At 59.8% G+C, this 25258-nt stretch carries 30 protein-coding genes and 1 riboswitch; of the genes, 4 read left to right on the top strand and 26 right to left on the bottom strand.

The genetic code is table 11. The features are described from left to right. Positions 1-17: 17 nt before the first annotated feature. The 20 genes from DW180_RS00545 to yqeB all read right to left on the bottom strand — a co-directional run bounded on the left by DW180_RS00545 (position 18) and on the right by yqeB (position 12969). Positions 18-959 (bottom strand): DNA-directed RNA polymerase subunit alpha, encoded by a 942-nt coding sequence (locus tag DW180_RS00545; RefSeq protein ID WP_118236918.1) that lies wholly within the window; start codon positions 957-959, stop codon positions 18-20. A gap of 32 nt (positions 960-991) precedes the next feature. Continuing rightward, the gene (rpsD, locus tag DW180_RS00550; protein ID WP_006235275.1) at positions 992-1588 is read right to left on the bottom strand and encodes a 30S ribosomal protein S4; all 597 of its coding nucleotides are present in this window, start codon (positions 1586-1588) and stop codon (positions 992-994) included. A gap of 19 nt (positions 1589-1607) precedes the next feature. Next, complete coding sequence (gene rpsK, locus DW180_RS00555; protein WP_006235274.1) at positions 1608-2012, bottom strand: 30S ribosomal protein S11; 405 nt, start codon at positions 2010-2012, stop codon at positions 1608-1610. A gap of 14 nt (positions 2013-2026) precedes the next feature. Continuing rightward, positions 2027-2401, bottom strand: a complete 375-nt coding sequence (rpsM, locus tag DW180_RS00560; protein ID WP_022094275.1) for a 30S ribosomal protein S13 — start codon at positions 2399-2401, stop codon at positions 2027-2029. Between the two features lie 14 nt (positions 2402-2415). Further along, on the bottom strand, positions 2416-2529 hold the full coding sequence (rpmJ, locus tag DW180_RS00565; RefSeq protein ID WP_006363204.1) for a 50S ribosomal protein L36: 114 nt from the start codon (positions 2527-2529) through the stop codon (positions 2416-2418). A gap of 150 nt (positions 2530-2679) precedes the next feature. Further along, positions 2680-2898, bottom strand: a complete 219-nt coding sequence (infA, locus tag DW180_RS00570; protein WP_035137443.1) for a translation initiation factor IF-1 — start codon at positions 2896-2898, stop codon at positions 2680-2682. 145 nt (positions 2899-3043) lie between these two features. Next, on the bottom strand, positions 3044-3832 hold the full coding sequence (gene map, locus DW180_RS00575; RefSeq protein WP_118236920.1) for a type I methionyl aminopeptidase: 789 nt from the start codon (positions 3830-3832) through the stop codon (positions 3044-3046). Beyond that, positions 3829-4455 carry an adenylate kinase gene (locus DW180_RS00580; protein ID WP_118236922.1) on the bottom strand — a complete coding sequence of 209 codons (627 nt, stop codon included), beginning with the start codon at positions 4453-4455 and terminating at the stop codon, positions 3829-3831. Before DW180_RS00580 ends, map begins: the two co-directional genes overlap by 4 nt. An 18-nt stretch (positions 4456-4473) precedes the next feature. Continuing rightward, positions 4474-5760: a preprotein translocase subunit SecY gene (gene secY / locus DW180_RS00585; RefSeq protein WP_118236923.1), complete on the bottom strand. Its 1287-nt coding sequence runs from the start codon at positions 5758-5760 to the stop codon at positions 4474-4476. Continuing rightward, entirely contained in the window at positions 5754-6203 is a 450-nt protein-coding gene (rplO, locus tag DW180_RS00590; protein ID WP_006235267.1) for a 50S ribosomal protein L15, read from the bottom strand. The genes secY and rplO overlap by 7 nt, the downstream gene beginning before the upstream one ends. A gap of 3 nt (positions 6204-6206) precedes the next feature. After that, the gene (gene rpmD, locus DW180_RS00595; RefSeq protein ID WP_006235266.1) at positions 6207-6389 is read right to left on the bottom strand and encodes a 50S ribosomal protein L30; all 183 of its coding nucleotides are present in this window, start codon (positions 6387-6389) and stop codon (positions 6207-6209) included. A 2-nt stretch (positions 6390-6391) separates the two neighbouring features. Further along, complete coding sequence (rpsE, locus tag DW180_RS00600) at positions 6392-6916, bottom strand: 30S ribosomal protein S5 (RefSeq protein WP_022094279.1); 525 nt, start codon at positions 6914-6916, stop codon at positions 6392-6394. A 14-nt stretch (positions 6917-6930) separates the two neighbouring features. Continuing rightward, positions 6931-7299, bottom strand: a complete 369-nt coding sequence (rplR, locus tag DW180_RS00605; RefSeq protein WP_055252235.1) for a 50S ribosomal protein L18 — start codon at positions 7297-7299, stop codon at positions 6931-6933. Positions 7300-7374: 75 nt separating this feature from the next. Further along, positions 7375-7911 (bottom strand): 50S ribosomal protein L6, encoded by a 537-nt coding sequence (rplF, locus tag DW180_RS00610; RefSeq protein ID WP_006235263.1) that lies wholly within the window; start codon positions 7909-7911, stop codon positions 7375-7377. 33 nt (positions 7912-7944) lie between these two features. Continuing rightward, positions 7945-8343 (bottom strand): 30S ribosomal protein S8, encoded by a 399-nt coding sequence (gene rpsH / locus DW180_RS00615; RefSeq protein WP_006235262.1) that lies wholly within the window; start codon positions 8341-8343, stop codon positions 7945-7947. Between the two features lie 119 nt (positions 8344-8462). Further along, a complete protein-coding gene (locus DW180_RS00620) occupies positions 8463-8648 on the bottom strand; it encodes a type Z 30S ribosomal protein S14 (protein ID WP_022094280.1) in 186 nt (61 codons plus the stop codon). 79 nt (positions 8649-8727) lie between these two features. After that, on the bottom strand, positions 8728-9285 hold the full coding sequence (rplE, locus tag DW180_RS00625; protein WP_006235260.1) for a 50S ribosomal protein L5: 558 nt from the start codon (positions 9283-9285) through the stop codon (positions 8728-8730). A gap of 321 nt (positions 9286-9606) precedes the next feature. Then, a complete protein-coding gene (locus DW180_RS00630) occupies positions 9607-10920 on the bottom strand; it encodes a uracil-xanthine permease family protein (protein WP_158570907.1) in 1314 nt (437 codons plus the stop codon). 201 nt (positions 10921-11121) lie between these two features. Next, positions 11122-12165 carry an XdhC family protein gene (locus tag DW180_RS00635; protein ID WP_118236926.1) on the bottom strand — a complete coding sequence of 348 codons (1044 nt, stop codon included), beginning with the start codon at positions 12163-12165 and terminating at the stop codon, positions 11122-11124. A 9-nt stretch (positions 12166-12174) separates the two neighbouring features. Continuing rightward, positions 12175-12969, bottom strand: a complete 795-nt coding sequence (gene yqeB, locus DW180_RS00640; RefSeq protein WP_118236928.1) for a selenium-dependent molybdenum cofactor biosynthesis protein YqeB — start codon at positions 12967-12969, stop codon at positions 12175-12177. A 102-nt stretch (positions 12970-13071) separates the two neighbouring features. Here yqeB and yqeC point away from each other — a divergent pair, with 102 nt between their 5' ends. Continuing rightward, positions 13072-13809: a selenium cofactor biosynthesis protein YqeC gene (gene yqeC, locus DW180_RS00645; protein WP_118236930.1), complete on the top strand. Its 738-nt coding sequence runs from the start codon at positions 13072-13074 to the stop codon at positions 13807-13809. A 48-nt stretch (positions 13810-13857) separates the two neighbouring features. Here yqeC and hydA read toward each other — a convergent pair whose 3' ends face one another. The 5 genes from hydA to dpaL form a co-directional block, all read right to left on the bottom strand. After that, complete coding sequence (gene hydA / locus DW180_RS00650; protein WP_118236932.1) at positions 13858-15225, bottom strand: dihydropyrimidinase; 1368 nt, start codon at positions 15223-15225, stop codon at positions 13858-13860. Between the two features lie 9 nt (positions 15226-15234). Continuing rightward, a complete protein-coding gene (locus tag DW180_RS00655) occupies positions 15235-15849 on the bottom strand; it encodes a nucleotidyltransferase family protein (RefSeq protein ID WP_158570908.1) in 615 nt (204 codons plus the stop codon). A 153-nt stretch (positions 15850-16002) separates the two neighbouring features. Continuing rightward, positions 16003-17205, bottom strand: coding sequence for a knotted carbamoyltransferase YgeW (gene ygeW / locus DW180_RS00660; protein WP_055252229.1), 1203 nt, complete (start codon positions 17203-17205; stop codon positions 16003-16005). 201 nt (positions 17206-17406) lie between these two features. After that, positions 17407-18792 (bottom strand): YgeY family selenium metabolism-linked hydrolase, encoded by a 1386-nt coding sequence (locus tag DW180_RS00665; protein ID WP_118236936.1) that lies wholly within the window; start codon positions 18790-18792, stop codon positions 17407-17409. Between the two features lie 74 nt (positions 18793-18866). Next, positions 18867-20081: a diaminopropionate ammonia-lyase gene (gene dpaL, locus DW180_RS00670; RefSeq protein WP_089573553.1), complete on the bottom strand. Its 1215-nt coding sequence runs from the start codon at positions 20079-20081 to the stop codon at positions 18867-18869. Positions 20082-20358: 277 nt separating this feature from the next. On the opposite strand from dpaL, the gene DW180_RS00675 reads away from it, so the two are divergent. From DW180_RS00675 to DW180_RS00685, 3 genes are all read left to right on the top strand, one after another. Beyond that, a complete protein-coding gene (locus DW180_RS00675; RefSeq protein WP_233545125.1) occupies positions 20359-21012 on the top strand; it encodes a transcriptional regulator in 654 nt (217 codons plus the stop codon). A 123-nt stretch (positions 21013-21135) separates the two neighbouring features. After that, positions 21136-22110 carry a hypothetical protein gene (locus DW180_RS00680; protein ID WP_118236940.1) on the top strand — a complete coding sequence of 325 codons (975 nt, stop codon included), beginning with the start codon at positions 21136-21138 and terminating at the stop codon, positions 22108-22110. A 273-nt stretch (positions 22111-22383) separates the two neighbouring features. Further along, positions 22384-22474, top strand: a riboswitch (SAM riboswitch). A gap of 8 nt (positions 22475-22482) precedes the next feature. Next, entirely contained in the window at positions 22483-22905 is a 423-nt protein-coding gene (locus DW180_RS00685) for a hypothetical protein (RefSeq protein WP_118236942.1), read from the top strand. A 66-nt stretch (positions 22906-22971) separates the two neighbouring features. Here the strand turns inward: DW180_RS00685 and DW180_RS00690 are convergent, their stop codons facing one another. Beyond that, positions 22972-25095 carry a DUF262 domain-containing protein gene (locus DW180_RS00690; RefSeq protein WP_118236944.1) on the bottom strand — a complete coding sequence of 708 codons (2124 nt, stop codon included), beginning with the start codon at positions 25093-25095 and terminating at the stop codon, positions 22972-22974. Positions 25096-25258: the final 163 nt, after the last annotated feature.

Raw genomic sequence — 25258 nt, forward strand, 5'->3', positions numbered from 1 at the left:
CTCAAATATGCGAAGCATTAAGCCTTCAGGCTCAGGCCCATGGACTCTAGCTTGTCCTTCACTTCCTCGATCGACTTAACACCGAAGTTACGAATGTTGAGCAGATCGTTCTCCGAGAACTCAACGAGCTGACGGACCGAGTGAATGCTGGCGCGCTTAAGGCAGTTGTAGGAACGGACGGAAAGGTCCAGATCCTCGATCTGCTTGTCCAGCTCGGCGTTGTCGTTGGTGACCTCGGGAGCGAAGATCGAAGCCTCCTCCTCGACCTCGGGGGTCTCGGCAAGGTTCATAAAGGCAGCCATATGCTGGTTGATGATATTGGCAGCCTGGACCACGGCGTCGCGCGGAGCGATGGAGCCGTTGGTCTCGATCTCGAGGACAAGGCGGTCGTAGTCGGTGTGCTGACCGACACGGCAAGCCTCAACGAGCTTGGCGCAACGGGACACCGGCGAGTACAGCGAGTCGACGTGGATCACACCGATGGGATCGTTGTCGCGCTTGTTAGCCTCGCCAGAGACATAGCCGCGGCCATAGCCGATGCGCATGCTCATGGTGAGATGGCCACCCTCGGTGAGCGTAGCGATGTGCTGCTCGGGGTTGACCAGCTCAAACTCGGACGGAATAAAGAAGTCCGCACCGGTGACCTCGCAGGGGCCGTCAACAGAAATAGTGGCGGTCGCCTCGCCGGTCGTGCCGAGAGCCCTGAAGACAAGACCCTTGACATTCAGGACGATGTCGGTGACATCCTCGACCATGTTAGGGATGGTCATGAACTCGTGCTGCGCGCCATCGATCTGAATAGCCTCGACGGCGGCACCCTCGAGCGAGGACAGAAGAACGCGACGAAGGGAGTTACCCAGCGTATCGCCGTAGCCACGCTCGAGCGGCTCAACGGAGACACGAGCAGACGTCTCGTTAATCTCTTCGACCTGAACCTGAGGCCTAATGAATTCTGACATGTATTACCTCCAGCCTCAGCAGCCCGGATGGACTACTTAGAGTAGAGCTCGACGATGAGCTGCTCGTTGATATCACCGCTGATCTGCTCACGCGTCGGCAGAGCGAGCACGTTACCAGACAGCTTCTCGATATCGACCTCGAGCCAGCCAGGGACCTCGAAACGCTCGGAGGAAATCAGGGCCTCCTTGATGGGGAGGAGGTCACGGAACTTCTCGCCGACAGCGACGACGTCGCCGGCCTTGACGCGGTAGGACGGGATGTCCACGCGCTTGCCGTTCACGGTGAAGTGACCGTGACGGACGGACTGACGAGCCTCTTTGCGGGTGCGGGCGAAGCCAAGACGGAAGACGACGTTGTCGAGGCGAGACTCAAGGATGATCATGAGGTTCTCACCGGTAACGCCGTTCATCTTACGGGCCTTGTTGAAGTAGCCGTGGAACTGCTTCTCCAGAACGCCATAGATGAACTTGACCTTCTGCTTCTCGCGCAGCTGCATGCCGTACTCAGATTCCTTGCGACGGCGCTTGGGCTGACGGATAGATTCCTTCTTGCTGCTGTAACCGAGCTCAGCGGGATCGATCCCGAGCTGACGGCAGCGCTTAAGAACAGGAGTCCTGTCGATTGCCATATTGATACGATCCTTTCAGTTACACGCGGCGACGCTTCTTGGGGCGGCAGCCGTTGTGCGGGATGGGGGTCTTGTCCTGGATGCTCGAGACCTCGAGGCCAGCAGCCTGGAGGGAGCGGATGGCGGTCTCACGACCGGAGCCGGGGCCCTTGACGAAGACGGAAACCTTCTTCATACCGTGCTCCATGGCCTGCTTGGCAGCAGCCTCGGCAGCCATCTGGGCAGCGAACGGCGTGGACTTACGGGAGCCCTTGAAGCCCACCTGGCCAGCCGACTTCCAGGAAATGACGTTGCCCTGGGGATCGGTGATCGAAACGATCGTGTTGTTGAACGTAGAACGAATGTGAGCCTGGCCCACGGAAATGTTCTTACGGTCCGCGCGCTTCAGACGGGCAGCGCGAACGTTCTTCTTAGCAGTAGCCATCTATCTAGCGCTCCTTATTTCTTCTTCTTAGCACCGATCTGACGCTTCGGGCCCTTACGGGTACGAGCGTTAGTGTGGGTGCGCTGGCCGCGGACCGGGAGGCCCTTGCGGTGACGAAGGCCGCGGTTGCAGCCGATGTCCATAAGGCGCTTGACGTTCTGGTTGCGCTCACGGCGGAGGTCGCCCTCAACCATGATCTGGTTCTTGTCGATATAATCGCGGATGGCGTTAACCTCATCCTCGGTGAGGTCCTTAACGCGCGTATCCACGTTAACGTTGCACTCGACGCAAATCTTCGTCGCAGTGGTGCGGCCGATGCCGTAAATGTAGGTCAGACCGATCTCAACGCGCTTCTCACGCGGGAGGTCGACACCATTAATACGGGCCAACGTAGTCTCCTCTCTTAACCCTGACGCTGCTTATGACGGGGGTTCTCGCAAATGACGAGGACCTTGCCATGGCGCCTAATGATTTTGCACTTATCGCACATCTTCTTGACCGAAGGACGTACCTTCATCGTTCTTCCTTTCGGTAGCGCTCAAACTACTTCCCTACTATCTACTCGCCCAGCCGCAGGCGTTTAAAACTATGGCTGGTCTTCACACACAATCCGACCGTAGGTTGAGCTAAGCCTGCAGTCGGAAAAGGAGTGCGTGTATGCGTGCCGCTATTTATAGCGATAGGTGATGCGGCCGCGGGTCAGGTCGTACGGGGAAAGCTCCACGACAACCCTGTCACCGGGGAGAATACGGATGTAATTCATTCGGATCTTGCCAGAAATGTTGCACAGAACCGAATGACCGTTCTCGAGCTCAACCTTAAACATGGCGTTGGGCAGCGGTTCCTTTACCGTACCCTCGAGCTCAATTGCGTCTTCCTTCTTCACAAGCAATCATCTTTCTCTAGAAAACGACAGCGATTGAGTATTCTACAATACGCGTGCACGTATCGTAATATCTTCGTAATGGCTCCACAACTAAGTGAAACTTGTTACTTTGAAATGTAAATGCCGACGAATTTGAACGCGGCCTCTACATCTCGCCTCCTTGCAAGGAGCACCAAGCGCCTTGCGCGTCGGTAGTAAGAATCACCGGGCCGTCATCGGTAATGGCGACGGTGTTCTCGTAGTGCGCGGCGGGCAGGTGGTCGTTGGTCGTGACGATCCAACCATCGGAGCCCGTGCTCACATGATTGGATCCCATCGTGACCATCGGCTCGATGGCAATGACCATACCGGCCTGGAGACGAACGCCCCTCCCCTTCTTTCCGTAGTTCGGAACGTTGGGGTCCTCGTGCATCACATGGCCAATACCGTGCCCCACATAATCGCGAAGCACGCCATAGCCGTGAGACTCGGCGAGGGACTGGACGGCATAACCAATGTCCCCAATATGGTTACCGGGAACAGCCTGCTCGATGGCAGCCTTAAGGCAATCGCGCGTAACCTCGCACAGGGCCTTGGCCTCGGGCGTGGGGGTACCGACGAAGAACGTCCAAGCGTTATCGCCGACCCACCCGTCGACAACGGCACCCGTATCGATGGAGATGATATCGCCATCGCGCAGGATCATGTCGGGATTGGGAATACCGTGCACCACGGCATCGTTAATCGATGCACAGATGGTACCGGGGAACCCGCCGTAACCCTTAAAGGCCGGGGTGCCACCATGCATGCGGATAATCTGCTCCGCAAGCTGATCAAGCTCAAAAGTCGAAACGCCGGGACGCACCATGGCTCCAACGTGGCGGAGCGCCATCTTAGATAGCGCTCCTGCCTTCTTCATCTGCTCGATTTGCGTTGCAGACTTAATCTTGATCATAGACCAAGAGCCTCTTTGACATCCCCGTACACGGTCTCGCGAGCCTGGTCACCGTTGACCGACTTGAGCAGACCCTGGCCACGATAGTAGTCGACGAGCGGGCTCGTGGACTTCTCGTAGACGTCGAGACGGTTCTTGATGGTCTCGGGCTTGTCGTCGTCGCGCTGATACATCTCGCCGGCGCACTTGGGGCAGGTGGCATCGGCAGCAGTGCCGGTGTAACCGCAGGCGCGGCAGGTGCGACGCGAAGACAGACGGTCGATGATGACCTCGGGGGCCACGTCGACCAGAAGGGCGCAGTCGATCTCGCGACCCAGAGCGGAGAGCTCGGAATCGAGCGTCACAGCCTGGGCGGTGTTGCGCGGGAAGCCGTCGAGGATGAAGCCCTGCTGGGCGTCATCGGCAGCAAGGCGCTCCTTGACAAGGTCGATCACGAGCTGGTCGGGAACGAGCTCGCCAGCGTCCATGTACTTCTTAGCCTGAATACCAAGCTCGGTGCCACCCTTGACGGCAGCACGCAGCAGGTCGCCCGTGGAAATGTGAGCGACGCCGAACTCGGCGACGAGCTCCTGTGCGACGGTGCCCTTGCCGGCACCCGGAGCTCCGAGCAATACGAGGTTCATGAGCAATCCTCCTCTAGCCTATTTAAAGAATCCATCGTAATCATACATCTTGATCTGGCCTTCGAGCTTATCGACCGTGTCGAGCACGACGCCGACCATGATGAGGATGGACGTGCCGCCAAATGCCTGGATCAGCTGGTTACCCGTGAAGGAGAAAATGATCGAAGGCACGATGGCGATGAGCGCCAAGAAGACAGCGCTGGGAAGCGTGATCTTGTTGAGCGCGTTCTTGATGTAGGCCGCGGTAGCCCTACCCGGACGGACGCCCGGAATAAAGCCGCCCTGCTTCTTAAGGTTGTCGGCCGTGTCATCGGGGTTGAACACCATGGAGGTGTAGAAGTAAGCGAAGAACACGATGAGGACAACGTTAAGCACCCAGTTGAGCCAACCGGTCGAAAGCGCAGAGGCAACTGCCTGAATCCAGCCGATGCCGGGGAAGAACACGGCAATCTGAGCCGGGAAGTACAGCAGCGCCGAAGCGAAGATGATCGGCACGACACCCGCGGTGTTGACCTTGATGGGCAGGTACGTGGTCTGGCCACCCATCATGCGACGGCCCACGACGCGTTTAGCGTAGGAGACCGGAATGCGGCGCTGGCCGCGCTCAAGGAAAACAATCAGCGGGATAACCAGCAGGATGATGGCGCAGATGATCACCATGGTGATGATGCCACCGGCATTGCCCTCGGTGCTGGAGAAGATCGCCTGCGGCAGACCGGCCATGATGTTCGCAAAGATGATCAGCGACATGCCATTGCCGATACCGCGCTGGGTGATGAGCTCACCAATCCACATGATCAGCATGGCGCCCGCGGTGAGCGTACCAACAATCATGATGTCAAAGATGATCTCGGGTGCACCAGCACCATTGAAGCTGATGTTAAAGCCCTTAAAGAGGAAGAGATAACCCACGGAGTTGAGGATTGCCAGGGCCAAGGTAAGGTAACGCGAATACTGCGTGATCTTGGTCTGACCGACCTCGCCCTCGCGGGCAAGCTCATGCAGGGAAGGCACGACGGCCTGGAGCATCTGGAGGATAATCGAGCTCGTGATGTAGGGCATGATGCCCAGGGAGAACACCGAAACATAGCTCAACGCGCCACCAGAGAAAAGATTCAGGAGGGCCATAGCGCCTGCGGCGACCGAACTAGTGTCGGTCGACAAAAGGCCCAGCATCCCCTGGTAGGGAATGCCGGGCACAGGAACGTGCGCACCAATGCGGTACACGACGAGCATAGCTATGGTAAAAAGAATCTTTTCGCGCAGTTCTTTGATGCGGAAAGCATTCTTAAGACCATTTAGCACGGCAGCTCGACCTTTCCGCCGGCGGCCTCGATCTTGGCCTGCGCAGAAGCGCTGACCTTATCGACCTTGACCGTGAACTTCTTGGTGAGCTCACCATTACCGAGCACCTTGACGGGCTCGAACTCGCTCTTGGTGATGCGAGCGGCCTTAAGAGCGGCACCGTCGATTACAGCGCCATCCTCAAACTTACGCTCGAGACGCTCGACGTTAACAGCGGTGTACTCGATACGACGGGGGTTGCGGAAGCCCGGAAGCTTGGGCAGGCGCATAGCCAGCGGAGTCTGGCCACCCTCGAAGCCGGCACCCTTGGTGCCGCCAGAGCGGGAACCCTGGCCCTTCTGACCGCGGCCAGAAGTGGTGCCGTGACCCGAAGAATTGCCACGGCCGACGCGCTTGCGGTTCTTGGTGGAACCGGGCGCGGGAGTAAGATCGTGAAGCTGCATTTGCTACTCCTCTACAATCTCGACAAGGTGCTTGACCTTGAAGATCATGCCGCGGACGGACTCGTTGTCAGCAATCTCGCGAACCTCGCGGATCCTGTGGAGACCGAGGGCACGGACAGTACGGACCTGGTCCTGCTTGCAACCATTGGTGCTGCGGACCTGCTTGATCTTGATGGTGTCAGCCATGCTTAGTTCTCCTTACCGACGAACATCTCGGAGACCGTCAGGCCACGGCGAGCCGCGACGTCCTCAGGGCTGGAGAGCTCCTTGAGGCCCTCGACGGCAGCCTTGATGATGTTGAGGCCGTTGTCGGTACCGAGGGACTTGGACAGGACGTTCTTGATGCCAGCAAGCTCAAAGAGAGGACGCACAGCGCCGCCGGCGATAACGCCGGTACCCTCGACAGCGGGCTTGATGATGATGCGACCGGCACCAAAGTGGCCGAGGACCTCGTGCGGGATGGTGCCCTGATCGGTCACCGGCACGTGGAACATGTTCTTCTTGGCATCGAGAGACGCCTTGGAGATGGCCATGGGCACCTCAGCGGACTTGCCCATGCCAACGCCGACGTTACCCTTGCCGTCGCCAACGACGACGAGAGCGACGAGGCTCATGCGACGACCACCCTTGACGGTCTTCGACACGCGGTTGATGTAAACGACGCGCTCCTCGAACTCGGAGGCCTCGCGCTGCTGCTTCTGATTACGAGCCATGTGCTACATACCTCCTAGAACTCGAGACCGGCGGCACGAGCACCGTCGGCGAGGGCCTTGACGCGGCCATGGTAGATACGGCCACCACGATCGAAGGCGACCTTGGTGATGCCGGCCTCGATGGCGCGCTTGCCAACGAGCTGACCGACCTTCTCCGCAGCCTCCTTGTTCGAGGTGTGAGTGCCCTTGAACTCGGCCTCGAGGGTCGAGGCAGAGACGAGCGTCAGGCTGGAGCCCTTGCTGTCGTCGATGATCTGGGCATAGATGTTGGCGTTAGTACGGGTCACGCGAAGACGCGGACGCTCGGCGGTACCCGAGACCTTGCCGCGAACACGACGCTGACGACGCTTGAGGCCTTCCAGCTTCGCCTTATGCTTGTTCATACGTAAACTCCTAAAAAGGTTGATCTTGCCAGCACCTGACGGGGTGCTGGTCTTATGCGAGTGAGTCGGTTACGACTACTTGGCGGCCTTACCCAGCTTGCGGCGGATGTGCTCGCCAACATAGTGGATACCCTTGCCCTTGTAAGGCTCGGGAGGACGATGGCCGCGGATCTCAGCGGCGATCTGACCGACCTGCTGCTTGTTGATACCCTTGACGTTCACGTGGGTGTTGTCGGGAACCTCGAAGGTGATGCCCTCGGGAGCCTCGACGATCACGGGGTGCGAGAAGCCCAGGGAGAACTCGAGGTTCTTGCCCTTCTGCTGCACGCGGTAACCGACGCCGGCGAGCTCGAGCTTCTTCTCGAAGCCCTCGGAAACGCCAACAACCATGTTGTGGATGAGGGCGCGGGTGAGGCCGTGGCGGGCACGGGTCTCACGCTCGTCGTCGGGACGGGAAACGGTGAGGACGTTGTCCTCGACGTTGATAGCGAGCTTCTCAAAGACATCGAGCTCGAGCTGGCCCTTGGGGCCCTTGACGACAACGTTGTTGCCGTTGACTGCCACTTCGACTCCGGCGGGAATCTGGACAGGCTTATTACCGATACGAGACACGGTGATCTCCTTTCCTTCTACCTACCGAGCGAATTACCAGACGTAAGCGATGATCTCGCCGCCGACGTTGTGCTTGCGAGCATCGCGGTCGGTCATGACGCCATGGCTGGTGGAAATAATGGCGGTACCAAGGCCACCGCGGACGCGGGGCATGTCGGCAACGCCGGTGTACTTACGCAGGCCCGGCTTGGAAATGCGGCGGATGCCGTTGATGACCTTAGCCTTCTTGGGACCATACTTAAGCGTAATGTGCAGAGTCTTCTGGGGAACGGTGTCCTCGACATCGTAGCCCTCGATGTAGCCCTCCTCGTGCAGAACACGAGCGATCTCGACGAGCTTCTTGCTGCTCGGCATGGAGACCGTGGCCTTGTTCACAGAGTTAGCGTTACGGATGCGCGTAAGCATATCTGCGATCGGGTCTGTAAGGTTCATACAGATTCTCCTTCGTTCTTGATGAACACGTGCTCTTGGTTCTTCGCCGCCCTTAACGGCAAAGCCTAACTAGCGCGTTTTCCCTGTTCCAAACGGATGCTTGAAACGCTGGTAGTGACTTACCAGCTGGCCTTCTTAACGCCGGGAAGCTCGCCCTTGAGTGCAAGCTCGCGGAAGCAGACACGGCACAGGCCGAACTTGCGGTACACAGAGTGCGGACGGCCGCAGCGCTGGCAGCGCGTGTACTCACGAGTAGAGAACTTCTGCTTGCGATTGCACTTGACGATCATCGATGTCTTAGCCACTTATATCCTCCTCACATAGAGTATTGTTCGCCCCAAGCGCCGCCCCCTTGTGGGAACGGCGCTTATAGGGCAGGTGAACCTATTTCTTGAACGGGAAACCGAAGGCGTCCAGAAGGGCCTTGGCCTCCTCATCGGTGTTGGCGGTGGTCACGAAAGTGATGTCCATACCACGCTGGTGATCGACGGAGTCGAAGTCAATCTCGGGGAAGATGAGCTGCTCGGTGACGCCCATGGAGAAGTTACCACGGCCGTCGAAGCTCTTGGCGGAGATGCCGCGGAAGTCGCGGATACGGGGGATCGCGACGGAGGTCAGACGATCGAAGAACTCCCACATACGGTCGCCACGCAGGGTAACCTTGCAGCCGATCGGCATACCAGCGCGCAGGCGGAAGGTAGCGATGGACTTGCGGGCACGGGTGATCATCGGCTGCTGGCCGGTGATGGCGCGCAGGTCGCGCACGGCACCGTCGATGGCCTTGGAATCGGTAGCGGCCTCGCCGACACCCATGTTCACGACGATCTTCTCAAACTTGGGGATCATCATGACGTTCTCGTACTGGAACTTGTCCTGAAGCTGCTGCTTGACCTCGTTGTTGTACTTGGTCTTCAGACGCGGCACATACTTCTCTTCTGCCATTGTTCACTCCTTCTTGGGGTTTTAAGCACGGGGCGTGGCCACGATGGGTTGTCCTCGTGCCTCCTGGCTGCATCCGCGCCGCTCATGGCATTTTGCGGTTTGGACTCGACGCAGCAGGAGCCGACAAAACAATCGGTACTATACGCGCATTGGGTGCATATTTCCAGAAAAACCTCGTCTGCCTGCACAACTCCACAACTCCCCCGCACAAATTGATCCCTAGAGGACGGAGGAAAATGGCAGTTGCGGTGAAATAGAGACTGTTTGATGGCTTAACAAGCTTAAACAGTCCGTATTTCACCGCAACTCATATATGAGGCGTTATTTTTGGCGTGGGAGGACCAGGTTGAGGATCACAGCAACGAGCGCGGCGACGGCGATGGAGGATCCGCCAAAGACGGTGCCGACCCAGGCGGGGAATCCAGCGCCGGCAAGCGCGCCGGCCGTGCGCTCAATGCCCGTGCCAAAGGCGATGGAGAGACCCATGAGCGTGGTATCGCGCTGAGGCAGGCCGTGGCGGGCAAACATGACCACACCGTTCATGCCGATGGTCGCGAACACGCCGATCGTGGCGCCGCCGATTACCGGCTGCGGAATGGACGTGAGCACTGCCGCGCACTTGGGCAGCAAGCCCGCGATGAGCAAGATGGCGGCGGCAAGCGTAAAGACCATGCGGTTGACGACCTTGTTCTCGGCGATAATGCCCACATTCTGGCCAAAGGTTGCCGTGGGGACGCCGCCCAAAAAGCCCGACAGCATACCGACCAGGCCGTTGGCGATCAGACCGCCCGAGATCTGGCTATCGGTCGCAGGGGTATCGAGCGCGGCGGACGACACGGCGGCAAACTCGCCCATAACCTGCACGGCGTTGACAATGGCGACAACGCCCACAACGGCGCACGCGGCAGGGTCAAACACCAGACGATGGGCACCCAGGGTCGGCGGAGCAAACCAGCTGGCGGTCGCGATAGCCGAGAAATCGACCATGCCCAGCACCGTCGCCAAAACAAAGCCCGCGCAGATACCGGCCAGGATGCTGCCCAGCCTAAGCGCGCCCTTGCCGTAGTTACCGACCATAAAGGTGACGACAAACGTCACGAGCGCGACGGCCCAGTTGGTGACACTGCCAAAATCGGCAGCGCCCTCCCCGCCCGCCATGGAGGCAACTGCCACTGGGCATAACGACAGGCCAATGACAAAGATGACGGTGCCGAGCACCGGGGCCGGAAACAGAAAACTCACGCGCCTGAACAGCAGGCCGAAGAGCACGACGAGTGCGCCGCCGATTACCTGGGCGCCCAGCACGGCCTCAAAGCCGAGCTCAAGACCGACCGCCTTGAGCGCCGGCACGAAGGTGAAGCTCGCGCCCATCACGATGGGCAGGCCCGAACCGACGACACCTTTTATGGGGAACTGTTGAAGGAAAATGTCGAGCGCCGAGAGGACGAGCGACGCCTGGATGACAGCGGCTTCCTCTTGAGGGGTAAAGCCACAGACCGACGCGATAATGATGGCGGGCGTGACGATACCCGCGAATGCCGCCAGCACATGCTGCAGCGCATGGGGTAATACCTGCACAAACGAAACTTTTCCCGTACGCTCGAACAGGGCATCCCCTGCTGCCGACTCTGCCATTTGCGCCTCCCATACCCTAAGCAGCGGCCCCATGCCGCTCAACGGTCGGACATTATAGGGCATATGACACAGGTAGCATTTTGACCCGCAATCCTGCATCCCCCGGGGTCAAACAGCAGTTGCGGTGAAATAGTTCCTGACTGACCGCCCGTCAGGCTTATTTAGGAACTATTTCACCGCAACTCATATATGGGGATGCGATTAGCGCTTGCGGGGAACGAGTTTGGTGCGGCGCAGGTGGATCATCTCGGCGGCAATGGAGATAGCGATCTCCTCGGGGTCCTCCGCCTCGATGGCGACTCCGATCGGCAGGTGCAGCTCGTCAATTTGCTCCTGCGTAAAGCCCTCCTGCTCCAAGCGGGCGCGCACAAATGCCGTCTTGCGGCGCGAACCCAAGCAGCCCAGATAGGCGGGTTTGGCGCGCATGGCCTGAATCACCACGTCGATATCGGACTTGTGACCCGCCGTGGCGACGACCACCAGGTCGCGCGGGCCGATGGGACACAGCTCGCTCAGGTTCTTGTAATCGACCAGGCGACGATCGTAGACACCGGGCACCCATTCGGGCATCAGCGTGCCGGGGCGGTCATCGCACGCCACAACGGCAAAGCCCGCCGCCGTGAGTACGCGCGCCGTCGCGGCGCCCACGTGTCCACAGCCAAAGATGTAGGTCAGGCCCTCGGGGCAGAGCGTCTCGATGTGCGCCGGGGGAATCTCGGAGGCAGCGTTGGTGTAGGTGACCTTACTCCCCTCCTCCACCAGCGAAAGCTCGGGGCAGCCGGCAATGGTATGGCGCGACGTCTCGCCATGGTACTCGACCACATCGCCCTCGAGCGCGTTTGCGATAAACGGTTCAAAGTCGATGACGAAGTCGCCGATGCGTCGATACGCCAAGACGTCGGCAATCGACTGGAACAACGGCGCCTGCGATACATCCAGGTGCAGATAGCACAGGCAGATGGCTCCGCCGCAGATCATGCCGGTATCGGAGTTCTCGCCGCCCATGGTGTAGCGGACCAGACGCGATTGCCCTGCGGCCAACAGCTCGCGCGCCTCGTTCAGCGCAAAGAGCTCGATCTTGCCGCCGCCGATGGTACCTGCTTGGCTGCCATCGGCAAAGACGGCCATCCAGGCGCCCACGCCGCGCGGCGATGACCCTGCCGTGCCGGCAACTACCACCAGCTCGCACGTCTTACCAGCCTTCAGAGCGCCAAGCGCAGCATTCACCACATCGAGCTTTTCCATTGCAATTTCCTATCCCTGGAATACACCGGTGAGCATGGCGAGCGCCTCGAGCACGCCGCCGCCGACCGACGTCGCCTTGTCCGAAATATAGTTGATATAGCTGGCATCGCCGCGCGGATCGACATCGGCGCATTTAAAGCCCTCAGTCACCTGCACGCCGTTCGCCAAAAGCCCGCGCAGACAGCCATCGATCTGCGTGCACATGGGCGTATCGCCCGCATAGCCAATCACGTCTCCGGCGCTCACGATGTCGCCGATTGCGCGGTCGGACCGAAACACACCGGCAGCGGGGCTGTGGATAACACGCTCCTTGCCATAGCCGGCGATAATGCCCGGCACGCCCGTGTTGGGCTGGGGCGAACCTTGGGTAATGACACGGCCGAGAAAATGCCCGCGCATAGTCTCGACTACGGCATCGCAATCAACCGGCGCGGTAAAGCCCGGCCCCACCGCGATGACAGCAGGAGCCATGTCGCGCGTGGTACCCAGATTGCGCTTGGCCAGAATCGCGTCTACCACGGCAGCAGGTTTCAGTTCGTCGAGCATCTTGGCCTGGGGGTCTACCACGACGGCGACGTCTCCGGCCTCGGTAATTGCAAGCGCATCTGCCGGCGTCTGCGCCAAGCGAGCGCGAATGCCCTCGACCTGGACCTCGCCCAGGCGAATGGCCTCGCAAAAACTGATTGTGCGACGGATGCACGTGGGAACCGCGATATCGGCCATGACAACCGACACGCCGGCGCGCACCAAGCGAGCGGCGACGCCCGTGGCGATATCGCCGGCGCCGCGAACATAAACGAGCATTCCCGGGGCACCTCCCTGTGCTACGGTTTGAACAGAGCAAAAGCGGTTCGACCGCTACTCTGATGATTATTTATTATCACAGTATTATACGGCGGTGAACAGATGGAAACGGTTAGCGGCAATCTTGCCTCGGCGCTCAGGATCGAGCCGGGCATTACCGCGATTATCGGCAGTGGTGGCAAGTCGACATTGCTCAAGACGATGGGTCTCGAGCTCATGCGCGCTGGCGGCCGCGTGCTCCTCTGCACCACCACGCATATGTTTCCCGTCGCCGGCGTGCCATGGGACGGGTCGAGCCGTCGCCTGGACGCCGCGCCTTGGAAGCCGGGCGCCTTACACACCCCAGGCTGCACCTGCGAGGCCTGCGCGGGCCTTGCGCGCGGAAGCATCTGCCAGGCAGGCGTCTTGGACCCGGAGACAGGCAAGCTCTCCGCCCCCGCCGAGCCGCTCGGCGAGCTGGCACAGCGCTTTGACTATGTGTTGGCCGAGGCAGATGGCAGCAAGCGACTCCCGCTCAAGGCGCATGCCGCCTGGGAGCCGGTAATTCCCGCCGCCACGGCAAACGTTGTCTGGGTCGTCGGCGCCTCGGGGCTGGGCAAGCCCGTCGCCGAGGTTGTCCACCGCCCCGAGATCTTCTGCGAGCACTGCGGCTGCGAGCCCACCGACACTGCCACCCCAGGGCGCGTCGCCCAGGTGCTCAATGCCGAGATGCAGGCGCTGGGACTCTGCACCGCACGCGTCATGCTCAACCAAGTCGACACGCTCAGCGACCCCACGATGGCCGACCGCTTCGAGACAGATCTCGACCGCCCCATCGTCGCCACCAGCCTCCAGGGGTAGCTAATTTGGGACGGGGCTCTTTTAGCTACCCTGGCGGCACCCTTGCTACTAGCGGGGGACGTAGCGGCCGGGCTGGGCTCCGGTGGGCTCGCCGTCGCGCGCGGCCAGCACGCCGTTCACAAACACGGCTTTGGCGCGACCATGCGCCTCAAAGCCCTCGAGCGGCGTGTAGTCCACAGCCTGATGCTGCGTCGCCGCGCGAATGGTCCAGCGCGCCTTGGGATCCCACACGCACACGTCGGCATCGGCACCCTCGGCAAGACAGCCCTTGCGCGGATACATGCCAAAGACGCGCGCCGGGTTCTCGCTCATCAAGCGGCACAGATCCTCGGGGCCCAGCTGTCCCTCAAAGCTCGTAGCGATCGCGACGGGACGATGCTCCACACCGGGTCCGCCGTTGGGAATCGCGCGGAAGTCGTCGCGCCCGCGGTCCTTTTGCCCGTGCAGGTTAAAGCTGCAGTGGTCGGTCGCGATCGTATCGATCTCGCCGGCCACAAGCGCCTCGCGCAGTGCCGCACGGTCGCCCGCATGGCGCAGCGGCGGGCTCATCACATACTTGGCACCCGCAAAGCCGTCCTCGCCCTGCTCCAAGTAGCAAGTATCGTCGAGCATCAGATACTGAGGGCAGGTCTCGACATAGATATTCTTCTGCCCGCGCGCCTTGGCGGCACGGATGGCCTCGAGCCCCAGCTTGGTCGAAAGGTGCACCACGTTGACCGGTGCGTCGCCGGCCAGGTGCGCCAGATACAGCAGACGGCTCACGGCCTCGGCCTCGCACACATCCGGACGGCTGAGCGCATGGCCCTCGGGGCCATGAATCCCCTGCTCAAACACGCGCTTCTGCAGCTCATTCACCAGCGTACCGTTCTCGCAATGCACGCACAGGATACCGCCAATATGCTTGAGCTCCTCCAGCACCTCGAGCGTCTCGGCATCGTCCAAGCGCAGGTGGTCGTAGGCAAAGTAGGTCTTAAACGACGATACGCCCGCCTCGCGCATGGCCGAAAGGTCGGCGCGGTTGCGCTCGTTCCACTCGGCGAGTGCCATATGAAAGGCGTAGTTTGCCGTGCAGGTGCCGTCGGCGCGGCGATGCCACTCGGCAAGGGCATCGGGCATGGTCACGCCACGATCGGCCGTCGCGTAGTCCACAATGGTCGTCGTACCGCCGCAGGCAGCCGCGCGCGTGCCGGTCTCAAAGCTATCGGCTGTCCAATCCATGCCGGTCCAGCACTGCATGTGCGTGTGGCCGTCGATAAAGCCGGGAAACACCCAGCAGCCCGTGGCATCCTCGACGGTATCGCTCTCGGCCGGCTCGATCGCCGCGGCGATCCGCACGATCTTATCGCCATCCATGGCAAGATCGGCGCGGCGAAGCCCCTGGGGCGTCACGAGCGCGCCGTTTTTGATGATGATCATAATTGCTCCTTATTGATTGATGCAGTTGGCCACGCGATCAAAGTACGAGCAGGCGGCGATATGCTCCGTTATGCATCGCTGTCCCTTGGCGGTATCGACGTCCCACAGCTCGTAGGCACGCGCCTCGGCCAGCACCACGTCGGTACGGTCCTTGAGGATCGAACCGCCGCCGTCCTTGCCCTCAAGACACATAAGCGCAGCGAACAGTTCCGCCGGGAAGAGCACCGGGCTCGAAGGCTCACCGTTGCACGCAAGACGCACCGGATGCTTGCGGCCACGCTCATCAAACGCGCGAACCATGGCCTCAAAAGAATCCGAACTCACGAGCGGCTGGTCGCCCGGCAAAAAGAGACAACCTTTCCAGTTGCGGCTCGCCCCCCACGAAAGGCCCGCACGGACGCTTTCGCTGCGCAGCTCGCCATCGTGCAACACGCACGGGCAATGCTTGTCCTTGCAAATTTGGACGACCTCGGGCCAACGCGTCGAAACCACGACGTCAAAGCCCCGGGGAACCGAATCGATGGTCCGGGCAATCAGCGGCTCGCCATAGATATCAGCAAGCATCTTGTTAGAGCCAAACCGCTTACCCTCGCCCGAAGCCATAATGACGCAACCAAGTTTCATGGCGATACCTCCCCTGAAACCATCGTACCCATAACTCGCGTCGCGGGGCATCTACATCGAAAGCGTTTATCCCGCACGCCCACGATGCAAAAAAAGGGGGCACCCCGCCGGTTGGCAGAGTGCCCCCTTTGCATGGCTTACCTCAGCCCAGCTTTAGGCCTGGAACCAACGGGCGGTGTTGCGCTCGTCGAGGGCCTTGAGGGTAGCGGCGGGATCGGCAACCTTCTGCAGGAACATCATGGCAGCGATGGCGTACGGCTTGTAGCTGGCCTCCTTGTACATGCCCACGCGGTGCATGTCGAAGACGTCGGCATTAACCTCGCCGTGCTCGCAGGAGACACCGGAGATGTCGGCGGGCAGCGGGTGCATGAAGATGGTGTCCTGGCCGTTGGCAGTCTTCTCCATGAGCTCGGTCGTGGAGCACCAATCCTGATGAGTGGCGTTCTGGGCGAGCAGCTCCTTCTCGAGCGCAGCGATGCCGGCGTCGTCGCCCTCGGCGTACAGGTTGGTGCGCTTCTCCATGGCGGCAAACGGAGCCCAGCTCTTGGGGATCACGATGTCGGCGCCCTCGAAAGCCTCGGCCATGGTGTTGACCTGCTTAAAGGTGGTGCCGGACTCGGCGGCATAGCCCTTGGCGCGCTCGACGACCTCGGGCATGAGGTCGTAGCCCTCGGGGTGAGCCAGGGTGACGTCCATGCCAAAGCGGGGCAGCAGGCTGATCAGCGACTGCGGGCAGGACAGCGGCTTGCCGTAAGAGGGCGAATAGGCCCAGGTGACGGCAACCTTCTTGCCCTTGAGGTTCTCGAGACCGCCAAACTCGTTGATGAGGTAGAGCATGTCGGCAGAGGACTGCGTGGGGTGGTCGGAGTCGGACTGCAGGGAGATGAGCGTGGGACGGTGGTCCAGAACGCCATCCTCGTAGGCCTGCTGGACAGACTCGGAGACCTCGGCCATGTAGGCGTCGCCCTTGCCGATGTACATGTCGTCGCGGATGCCGATGACGTCGGCCATGAAGGAGATCATGGTAGCGGTCTCGCGGACGGTCTCGCCGTGAGCGATCTGGGACTTCTTCTCGTCCAGGTCCTGCAGCTCAAGGCCGAGCAGATTGGCTGCCTTAGAGAAGGAGAAGCGCGTGCGAGTGGAGTTGTCGCGGAACAGCGAGACGGCCAGACCCGAGTCGAAGATCTTGGACGAAACGTTGTTCTCGCGCAGCTCGCGCAGGGCGTCGGCGACGATGTAGAGCGCCTTGAGCTCATCGGTGGTCTTATCCCAGGTGTGCAGGAAGTCGCTGCCGTACATGCCCTTAAAATCGAGGCCGTTCAGCTGCTCGACGAGCTCGGTAAACTTGGCGTCCATGTAAATATCCTTTCCAAAGATGAAACGATCGCAATGAATAGATGTGCTCCAGCATGCGCGTGTGGCTAGAACATGCAGAACACCATGACGAGGACCCGCCACCGTCGAGGAAGCATGGGAGATAACGACCGCGGGCCCCAAGTCAACAGGGGGTGCCGGGGACACGAGCGGCCCCCGGCTCAACAAGATCAAGGAATGGGACTAGTCAATCTTGTTGTTGGTCAGACCGGCGCGGAACACGGTGGCGTCGCCATCGGCCTGGCTCGGATCGTAGAGGTTCAGGGCAGCCACATACATGGCGGCAGCGGTGACCAGGTCGTCCTTGTAGGTGACCTCGTTGGGAGCGTGAGCCTGAGACTCGGCACCCGGGCCAAAGCCGACGCAGGGGATGCCATAGCGGCCCTGGATGGAAACGCAGTTCGTGGAGAAGGTCCACTTGTCGCACAGCGGACGACCGGTGCGCTTGTCCATGCTGGGCTCGCAGCCGATGCGCTCGTCACCGAACATGGCCTTGTGGGCGTCGACGAGGGCCTTGACGTGCGGAGCGGTCTCCTTGTTGATCCACGTGGGGAAGTAAGCCTCGGTCTCGTAGACCTCGCCGGTCCAGGACGGACGGTCGTACATGTACATGGAGACTTTCACGTCGTCGCCGTACTTCTTGGCGGCCGGCAGGTTGCGGATCTCGTCCAGGCAGGACTCCCAGGTCTCACCGGCGGTCATACGACGGTCGATGGAGATGGCGCAGGAGTCGGCCACGGCGCAGCGGCTGGGGCTGGTGTAGAAGATCTGGCTGACGGTGCAGGTACCGCGGCCCAGGAAGCGGGCGTCCTCGAAGTGCTCGGGGTTGTACTTGGGGTCGAGCATCTTGACGAGGCCCTTGATGTCGGTCGACTCGTCGCAGCCGTTGTTGTTGAGGGCGCGGACGTCGGCGATGATGTCGGCCATCTTGTAGATGGCGTTGTCGCCGCGGTCGGGAGCGGAGCCGTGGCAGGAGGTGCCGTGAACGTCGACGCGGATCTCCATGCGGCCGCGGTGACCGCGATAGATGCCGCCGTCGGTGGGCTCGGTGGAAATGACGAACTCGGGCTTAATGCCGTCCTTGTTGTAAATGTACTGCCAGCACATGCCGTCGCAGTCCTCTTCCTGGACGGTGCCGACGACCATGATCTTGTAGCCCTCGGGGATGAGGCCCATGTCCTTCATCATCTTGGCAGCATAGGTAGCAGAAGCCATGCCACCCTCCTGGTCGGAGCCACCGCGGCCGTAGATGATCTCGTCGGTCTCGTAGCCCTCATAGGGATCGGCATCCCAGTTCTCGATGTTGCCGATGCCGACGGTGTCGATGTGAGAGTCGATGGCGATGATCTTGTCGCCCTCGCCCATAAAGCCCATGACGTTGCCCAGGCCGTCGACCTTGACCTCATCATAGCCAAGGCTCTCCATCTCGGCCTTGATGCAGGCAACAACCTCACCCTCCTCGCAGGACTCAGAGGGATGGGAGATCATAGCGCGCAGGAAGCGAGTCATATCAGCACGATGGGACTCCGCAGCAGCCTTGATAGCGTCGTAATCGAGTTCTTTAGCCATTGTTCATAACCTTTCAAACGAAGGAATCTACCTGTGAGGTGGCGGAGCGATACCTATTTACTCCGCCCCAACGATTAGCAAGTGGGATATTCGCCTTCCCAAACAATTCGACGATACTGGTCGGGGTCCGTATCGCCCTCGGTGGAGAAGCAGAGCACGGAGCTCGTCTTGTCCAGGCCGATGAGCTCCTTGAGCTCGGCGTACTCGGGATCGAGCATGAGGGTCTCGACCAGGCCGGTGGTCACAGCGCCGGACTCGCCGGAGATGACGCGCGGGTCGCCCTTCTCGGGAGCGCCCAGGGTGCGCATGCCGCGAGCGGTGACCCAGTCGGGGCAGGACACGAAGGCGGTGGTGTGGTTGCGCAGGATATCCCAGCCCAGGATGTTGGGCTCGCCGCAGCACAGGCCGGCCATGATGGAGGGCATGTCACCGTCCACGATGCGTGGATCGCCGTCGCCGGCGGCAGCGCCCTTGTACAGGCAGGCGGCAGGTGCGCACTCAACCACGACGAAGGTGGGAGGGTTATCGGGATACAGGTTGGTAAAGTAGCCCACCACGGCGCCGGCGAGCGAACCCACGCCAGCCTGGACAAACACGTGCGTCGGGCGGTTGATGGCCATCTCGCGCAACTGCTCGGCAGCCTCGGAAGCCATGGTGCCGTAGCCCTCCATGATCCAGGACGGGATCTTCTCGTAGCCCTCCCAGGCGGTGTCCTGAACGATGACGCCGCGCTCGCAGGCGTCGGCCTCGGCGGCGGCCATGCGCACGCACTCGTCGTAGTTGACCTCTTCGATGGTCACCGTGGCGCCCTCGGCGGCGATGTTATCGAAGCGAGGCTTGGTGGAACCCTTGGGCATGTGCACGACGGCCTTCTGGCCCAGCTTGTTGGCAGCCCATGCCACGCCGCGGCCATGGTTGCCGTCGGTGGCGGTAAAGAAGGTGGCCTGGCCAAAGTCCTTGGCAAGCTGATCGGAGGTCAGGTAGTCGAAGGTGCAGTCGGCAACGTCCTTGCCGGTCTCGTCGGCAATGTAGTTGGCCATGGCAAACGAACCGCCCAGAACCTTAAAGGCGTTGAGGCCAAAGCGATAGCTCTCGTCCTTAACGCACAGGTTGGACAGACCCAAGCGCGCAGCCTGACCGTCCAGGCGGGCAAGCGGGGTGACGGTATATTGAGGGAACGACTGGTGGAAGGCGCGGGCCTTCTTCACGTGGTCGAGGCTCATGATTCCCAAGTGCTTGTCATCGCTCTTGGGCATCGTGTTGCCCGCCCACTGGATCTTATCGGCCATACGGTGAACTCCTTAAGTCCTCTCTTGCCGGCCCCCGCATACGCGTTTCAGCCCGATCCCATTCACACGGCTGAACTTTTATGTGGATGCCAAACAAAAAGTTTGTTAGTAATGTTCTATCACACTTTTTGATTGGCATACCTAACGAATTGTTTGTTGCCGTAATCGGTACTATTTCGCCGCCGAACGGTCATGAATTGCCTAGTTGATGGATTTGTTTGCGGTCATGTGTGGTTTATGGCACAGTGAGCCCAAACTAATTTTTAGGAAGGTACCCATGACCCCCGCACAGATTGAGTTTTACAAGCGCCTCGCACACGGTCTGACGCTCCAATTTGGCCCCAACTGCGAAGTCGTCGTCCACGACCTGGAGACCGAGGACGTGGACCACTCCATCGTAGTGATCGAAAACGGCCACGTCAGCGGGCGCAAACTGGGTGACGGCCCCAGCCATATCGTGTTTGAGTCCATGCACGAGGGCGCCACCGATGTACACGACCGCGAACCGTACCTCACTAAAACCACCGACGGTAAGCTGCTCAAATCGTCGACGATCTTTATCCGCAACGACGAGGGCAAGCCCGTCGGCATTCTGGGCATCAACTTTGACATTACGCTCATGAAGGCTTTTGAGCGTTCGCTCGACGCCTTTACCGGCACCGGCGGCACGGGTTACACCGAGCCCGAGCCCATTACCAAAAACATCGGCGACCTGCTCGAAGATCTGCTGCGCGAGTGCGAGCAATACGTGGGCAAGCCCGCAGCCCTTATGACCAAAGACGAGCGCATTCGCGCCATTGGCTACCTCGACCGTCGCGGCGCCTTCCTCATTTCCAAGTCGAGCGAGCGTGCCTGCGAGTTCTTTGGCATCTCTAAGTACAGCTTCTATAGCTACCTCAACGAGGCAAAGGCTGCCGCCGGCGATAAGTAGGCACTCGCCTGGATTGCCCCTCCCCTTTTGGGCGCGAGTTCTGGAAAGCACGAATCCAAGACCGAGCCGCTTGGAAAGTTCCATATAATCGATGTCATTAGTATTTCGAAAGGGTGGAACAGAATGGCGTTGAGCAAGGCATCATGCACCGGTCGCGGATTGATTCCGGCAATTGGTGGACATGTGCACCGCATGTTCGATGAGGGTGAAGACGACCTGTTTTCGCTGAGCCTTGACGACGTGATGGATGATCGCCCGTGGACCGCCGACGAACTCATGGGCGGCGGGGCTCGCCCGTCAAGCCCCAATCCCGCACTTGCGCCTAAGCCCGCATCCGCGCCGACTCCTGCGCAGTCGCCTGTTTCGACGCCCGAGGTTAAGGCCGCACCCACTTCGGCGCCCACGCCCGCTCCCCGCCCCGCAAGCGACCCGTCCGAGACGGCGGCATTTCTCGCCGCAGCGACGCAGGGCAAATCGGCCGACAGCACCGTTATGTACAACGCCCAGCAGTTGCCCGTTCCTGCGGCACGCAAGCCTCCGGTCACAAGGCTCGATGAGCCCGTTGCCCGTCAGGTTGCCTACGATTCCTGGGCTGCAACCGATCTTGATGAGACCTCTACCGGCATGCCGGCGCTCGACGTTCCAGTTAACCCGCTTTTTGCCGTCAACACGAGCGCCGCGGACTATGAGGGCGGTGCGGCATATTCCGATTATTCCGATGACTATGCTGGCACCGGTCGCATCGAGACCGAGGATTATGGCACCGCATCGAGCGATTATCTCAACGATCCGTACACTGCCACACCTGCACCAGAATATGACCCGGAGGCCGCGTCCGCACCGGCGTATACCAAAAGCACGGGCGAAGAGCGCTTCGCCGATTATTACGCCGAGGAAAAGGCGCTGCGTTTCTCGGAATTTCCGCTGGCAGTCAAGGTTGCCTTTATCGCCATTATCATCGCCCTGCTCGGCGTCATTGCGTTTGAGGGATTCCAGCTGTTCCGCGGCCCCACCCAAGCGGAGTCGGAGACCCAGCAAAAAGAGGACGATAACGAGTATCTGGACATCAACACCCTCAAGGGCGACCCCAACAGCTAGGTTTGAACATAGGCTATGCCGCACCCCTGTTTACGTGCAGTTTTACACTTTTCCGTGATTTCCACGCGCCCATTTCGACACTTTTCCGTAATTTGGGCGGCTCGAATTTGACACTTTTCCGTACTTTCATACGGCTGATTTCGACACTTTTCCGGATGTTGGCCGAATAATTGCCGCGTAATCAAGCGCCGTCTGCACATCATTTCGCAGGCGGCGCTTGATTTCTGTCCGCGTGCGTTGATAGACTCCATCTTGCCCGCAAGGAGCGGGCGCGTTTTATCCAGAGTCGGGGTAGAGAGTTGGCTCCACGATCCCGACGCCAACCGGCCAAAAGGCACGGTGGCCCTGCCAACATCGATGAAAGGAGTCCATATGGACAATTTCTCCGTGCGCAGCGAGCGCAATTTCCACAACCTGGCAGCCAAGCCAAAACGAATGCATCTTCTGGACAAGCCGAGCGGCTATGCCTCGGCCATGGTCAAGAACAGTCTCTCCTATCAGATGCGCTTTACGGTGCAGGTGCTCGAGGAAGAGCTCTACACCGCCGGCAACCCACACGTACTGCAGATCAAGCTGCTCGGAAATGACTCGCGCGAGCCGTCGAGTTGGAAGCTGTTTGCAGACGGCACGTGCATCGCAAGCGGCTCGGGTGACTTTGCCCGCGAGTGCTTCTGCAAGGATGGCGAGGTGTTCCTGGACCTGTGCCGCGACGCCGTACGCGCGGCCGAGCTGCGTCAGTGGAGCCAGAGGGAGTATGAGCTGCTGAGTGTAGCGCGCGGGATTGCGGAGGTGTAGGTGGGCAGATAAGCCATCGGCAATTCCGAGATTGCAAGGGCCGAGAATTAGATTCCCGGCCCTTGTCTAGCACTGCCTTACGAGATCGAGCACCGCGGGGATATCGTCAGCGCTACGGAGTGCAACATAGGTCGGCATACCCGGCCCAAATCCGCCCTGTGTGCGCTTGTCCTGGCACATGGCCTCCGGGTCAATAAGCTCGTCCACACTCTTTGCCAAGCCAACGGCAATCCAGCCACCGTTGCTAGTCCTGCCTTCCAGCACGGCATGCAACTTTCGTTTGCCCGACCTGAAGCCTACATAGTACTTGGCTATATAGGACTCCCACGAAGGGTTGCCACTCAGAACGGACTCACGCACCTCATCGAAAAGCTTCTGGTTGAGTCCACCTTCGGCAAAGGTGGGGTGGTTCTCCTGCAGAGTCCAGACAGGAGCCTCGTCAGACTCCCCACGAGAAGGACGGTACTTGTCGACGACGTCTGCCGGGAGGTCGGGATACTTCCATATCTCGCACGCTTCTTTCGCCAGCTCGTCCGCGCGCTGCCCAATCTCTTCCTCACCCCATTTTTCATGCGAGACAATCGATTTGTTTAGGTAGAGCGGGCTGCACTTAAATCCGACGTCAGGCAGATTGAGCTTGTCCGAGAACGACCGGTTTGAGTACTCCTGGTTGTAGCCCGTCAGCGTAAGATTTCCCAAGTTGTTGCACAGCCTGTCGTGGACGTCTTCCCAGTTCTCACCAAGCGATTCCTTCCAGCCGTGCTCGTCATCGATCGTCTGGGGCATGATGTGCTCGATCTGGTAATCGTCGGCTGAGATGGACTCCTTCGGGTGGTGCCAGTTCTCCATGCGTTCCAGGTAATAGCGCTTTTTAGAGAAGCGGTTGTAGCAGTCACGCGTCTTAAACTCCTCGACAAAATGCTCGTCTGTCGGAAAGTATGCGGTCATACCGCTGCTGTGGATAAGGAGCATCGCCGTAACGTACTCCTCGATATCGTCCTGCTGCTCGAGATTGCGATACATGCCGGCAAAGAAATTATTTAGGCCCGTGGTAAGTCTGCCGCAAACCGCTCGCCTGAACAGAAACGACTCGATAGTCTCGCAGATACGTAAAAAAGCATTGCGGTTTAGTCCATTCCCCTCGTAAACCGAATAAAGCAACATTAAGAGGGGCCTTATCTGCTTCACGTCGAGGCTTACGATTCTGCCGAACACTCGGCGCAGTCCGTCGTCCTTCTCCTTACCAAGGAACAGACTGGCGTATCTATGTGCATACCCGCGCAGCTCCTTAAGCAGGCCCTCGGTGTCACCATCGTAGTCGTCGGCGAAATAGCGCTTAAACTCGTAGTAGGCCTCGTTCTCCTTCGGCATCCTATTGGGAACTTTAAGCCACAGCCAGTACCAGATAAATGCATTGAACTCTTCTTCGCCGCCTTTTCCGAACAAGCGCTCGAGCGGATGCCAGTAACCCTCGTAGAGCTTGGCCTGCTCGTCGTTGGGAAGCGACATAAGAACGTAGTTACGAATGAGGTCGATAGGCGTGAGCGGCTTACCCTTGGAGTTCATGGACTCAAATATGAGCTGGGCATTATCGACGCCAGCAGTGAGCTTAGTGTCGATGACCTGCACGCGGTTTAGCCCCGCCCAAAGCCTTGCAGGGTCGAATGATTTCCCGTGCATCTTTTCACGGAAGAACGCGTGGTTCTCGACAATGCGATCCGATTTTTCATCCGGCACGGGTGACCTAGACACGATGGAGAACAGCGTCTCTTTATCGTCCTGCGAGAGCACCAATTTGTAGCGCGCTAGACCGTTGTAGTCGTCATCGTTAAAGAGGTAGTTCTTCCGCAGCGCCGAAATCTTAAGATCGCCAAGGAAGCCAGCCTTGTCGGGATTACCCTCCAGATAGTCAGCCAAGGCAGCGATCATCAACGAAAACGTCGTCATGCGCTGCTGCCCGTCAATCAGAAGCACGCGCGAAATACTCGTGGCAGAGCTCTCGGACTCGGGGATATAAAGCATCGACCCCACGAAGTGCGATACGCCATCACGACCCGCTCGCATGACGTCATCCCATAGAACCTCGCACTCTTTTACGCTCCACGAATAAACTCGCTGGTACACGGGAATGACGAACTGCATCTTCGCCACGCCCATAAGGTCGAGCAGATTTGCCTCGGTTGCTTTCATTTGCGCAATCCCCCTTGTCTTGTTTACGCCGTTTGCAGTCAGTCCTCCACTGAGCGGAGGGCGCTAAAGACGAGAGCATCGAAGCGCTGAAGCAACCGGGATGCTCATATCACTAGATTTTACAACGTAGGCAAACGCTGACGCCGTCATGGTGACGCGCAAT

This window comes from Collinsella sp. AM16-21, assembly GCF_003471905.1.
Lineage (GTDB): Bacteria > Actinomycetota > Coriobacteriia > Coriobacteriales > Coriobacteriaceae > Collinsella.

Coding starts and splice junctions, on each gene's coding strand:
- rpsD (WP_006235275.1), bottom strand. CDS start 1,588: ATGGCAATCGACAGGACTCCTGTTCTTAAGCGCTGCCGTCAGCTCGGG.
- DW180_RS00635 (WP_118236926.1), bottom strand. CDS start 12,165: ATGGAAAAGCTCGATGTGGTGAATGCTGCGCTTGGCGCTCTGAAGGCT.
- DW180_RS00675 (WP_233545125.1), top strand. CDS start 20,359: ATGACCCCCGCACAGATTGAGTTTTACAAGCGCCTCGCACACGGTCTG.
- rpsE (WP_022094279.1), bottom strand. CDS start 6,916: ATGGCTCGTAATCAGAAGCAGCAGCGCGAGGCCTCCGAGTTCGAGGAG.
- DW180_RS00580 (WP_118236922.1), bottom strand. CDS start 4,455: ATGAACCTCGTATTGCTCGGAGCTCCGGGTGCCGGCAAGGGCACCGTC.
- DW180_RS00680 (WP_118236940.1), top strand. CDS start 21,136: ATGGCGTTGAGCAAGGCATCATGCACCGGTCGCGGATTGATTCCGGCA.
- DW180_RS00630 (WP_158570907.1), bottom strand. CDS start 10,920: ATGGCAGAGTCGGCAGCAGGGGATGCCCTGTTCGAGCGTACGGGAAAA.
- rpmJ (WP_006363204.1), bottom strand. CDS start 2,529: ATGAAGGTACGTCCTTCGGTCAAGAAGATGTGCGATAAGTGCAAAATC.
- rplE (WP_006235260.1), bottom strand. CDS start 9,285: ATGGCAGAAGAGAAGTATGTGCCGCGTCTGAAGACCAAGTACAACAAC.
- ygeW (WP_055252229.1), bottom strand. CDS start 17,205: ATGGACGCCAAGTTTACCGAGCTCGTCGAGCAGCTGAACGGCCTCGAT.
- rpsH (WP_006235262.1), bottom strand. CDS start 8,343: ATGAACCTTACAGACCCGATCGCAGATATGCTTACGCGCATCCGTAAC.
- rplO (WP_006235267.1), bottom strand. CDS start 6,203: ATGCAGCTTCACGATCTTACTCCCGCGCCCGGTTCCACCAAGAACCGC.
- DW180_RS00665 (WP_118236936.1), bottom strand. CDS start 18,792: ATGGCTAAAGAACTCGATTACGACGCTATCAAGGCTGCTGCGGAGTCC.
- DW180_RS00545 (WP_118236918.1), bottom strand. CDS start 959: ATGTCAGAATTCATTAGGCCTCAGGTTCAGGTCGAAGAGATTAACGAG.
- map (WP_118236920.1), bottom strand. CDS start 3,832: ATGATCAAGATTAAGTCTGCAACGCAAATCGAGCAGATGAAGAAGGCA.
- dpaL (WP_089573553.1), bottom strand. CDS start 20,081: ATGGCCGATAAGATCCAGTGGGCGGGCAACACGATGCCCAAGAGCGAT.
- yqeB (WP_118236928.1), bottom strand. CDS start 12,969: ATGCTCGTTTATGTTCGCGGCGCCGGCGATATCGCCACGGGCGTCGCC.
- rpmD (WP_006235266.1), bottom strand. CDS start 6,389: ATGGCTGACACCATCAAGATCAAGCAGGTCCGCAGCACCAATGGTTGC.
- rplR (WP_055252235.1), bottom strand. CDS start 7,299: ATGAACAAGCATAAGGCGAAGCTGGAAGGCCTCAAGCGTCGTCAGCGT.
- rpsK (WP_006235274.1), bottom strand. CDS start 2,012: ATGGCTACTGCTAAGAAGAACGTTCGCGCTGCCCGTCTGAAGCGCGCG.
- DW180_RS00685 (WP_118236942.1), top strand. CDS start 22,483: ATGGACAATTTCTCCGTGCGCAGCGAGCGCAATTTCCACAACCTGGCA.
- DW180_RS00655 (WP_158570908.1), bottom strand. CDS start 15,849: ATGAAACTTGGTTGCGTCATTATGGCTTCGGGCGAGGGTAAGCGGTTT.
- hydA (WP_118236932.1), bottom strand. CDS start 15,225: ATGATCATCATCAAAAACGGCGCGCTCGTGACGCCCCAGGGGCTTCGC.
- DW180_RS00690 (WP_118236944.1), bottom strand. CDS start 25,095: ATGAAAGCAACCGAGGCAAATCTGCTCGACCTTATGGGCGTGGCGAAG.
- yqeC (WP_118236930.1), top strand. CDS start 13,072: ATGGAAACGGTTAGCGGCAATCTTGCCTCGGCGCTCAGGATCGAGCCG.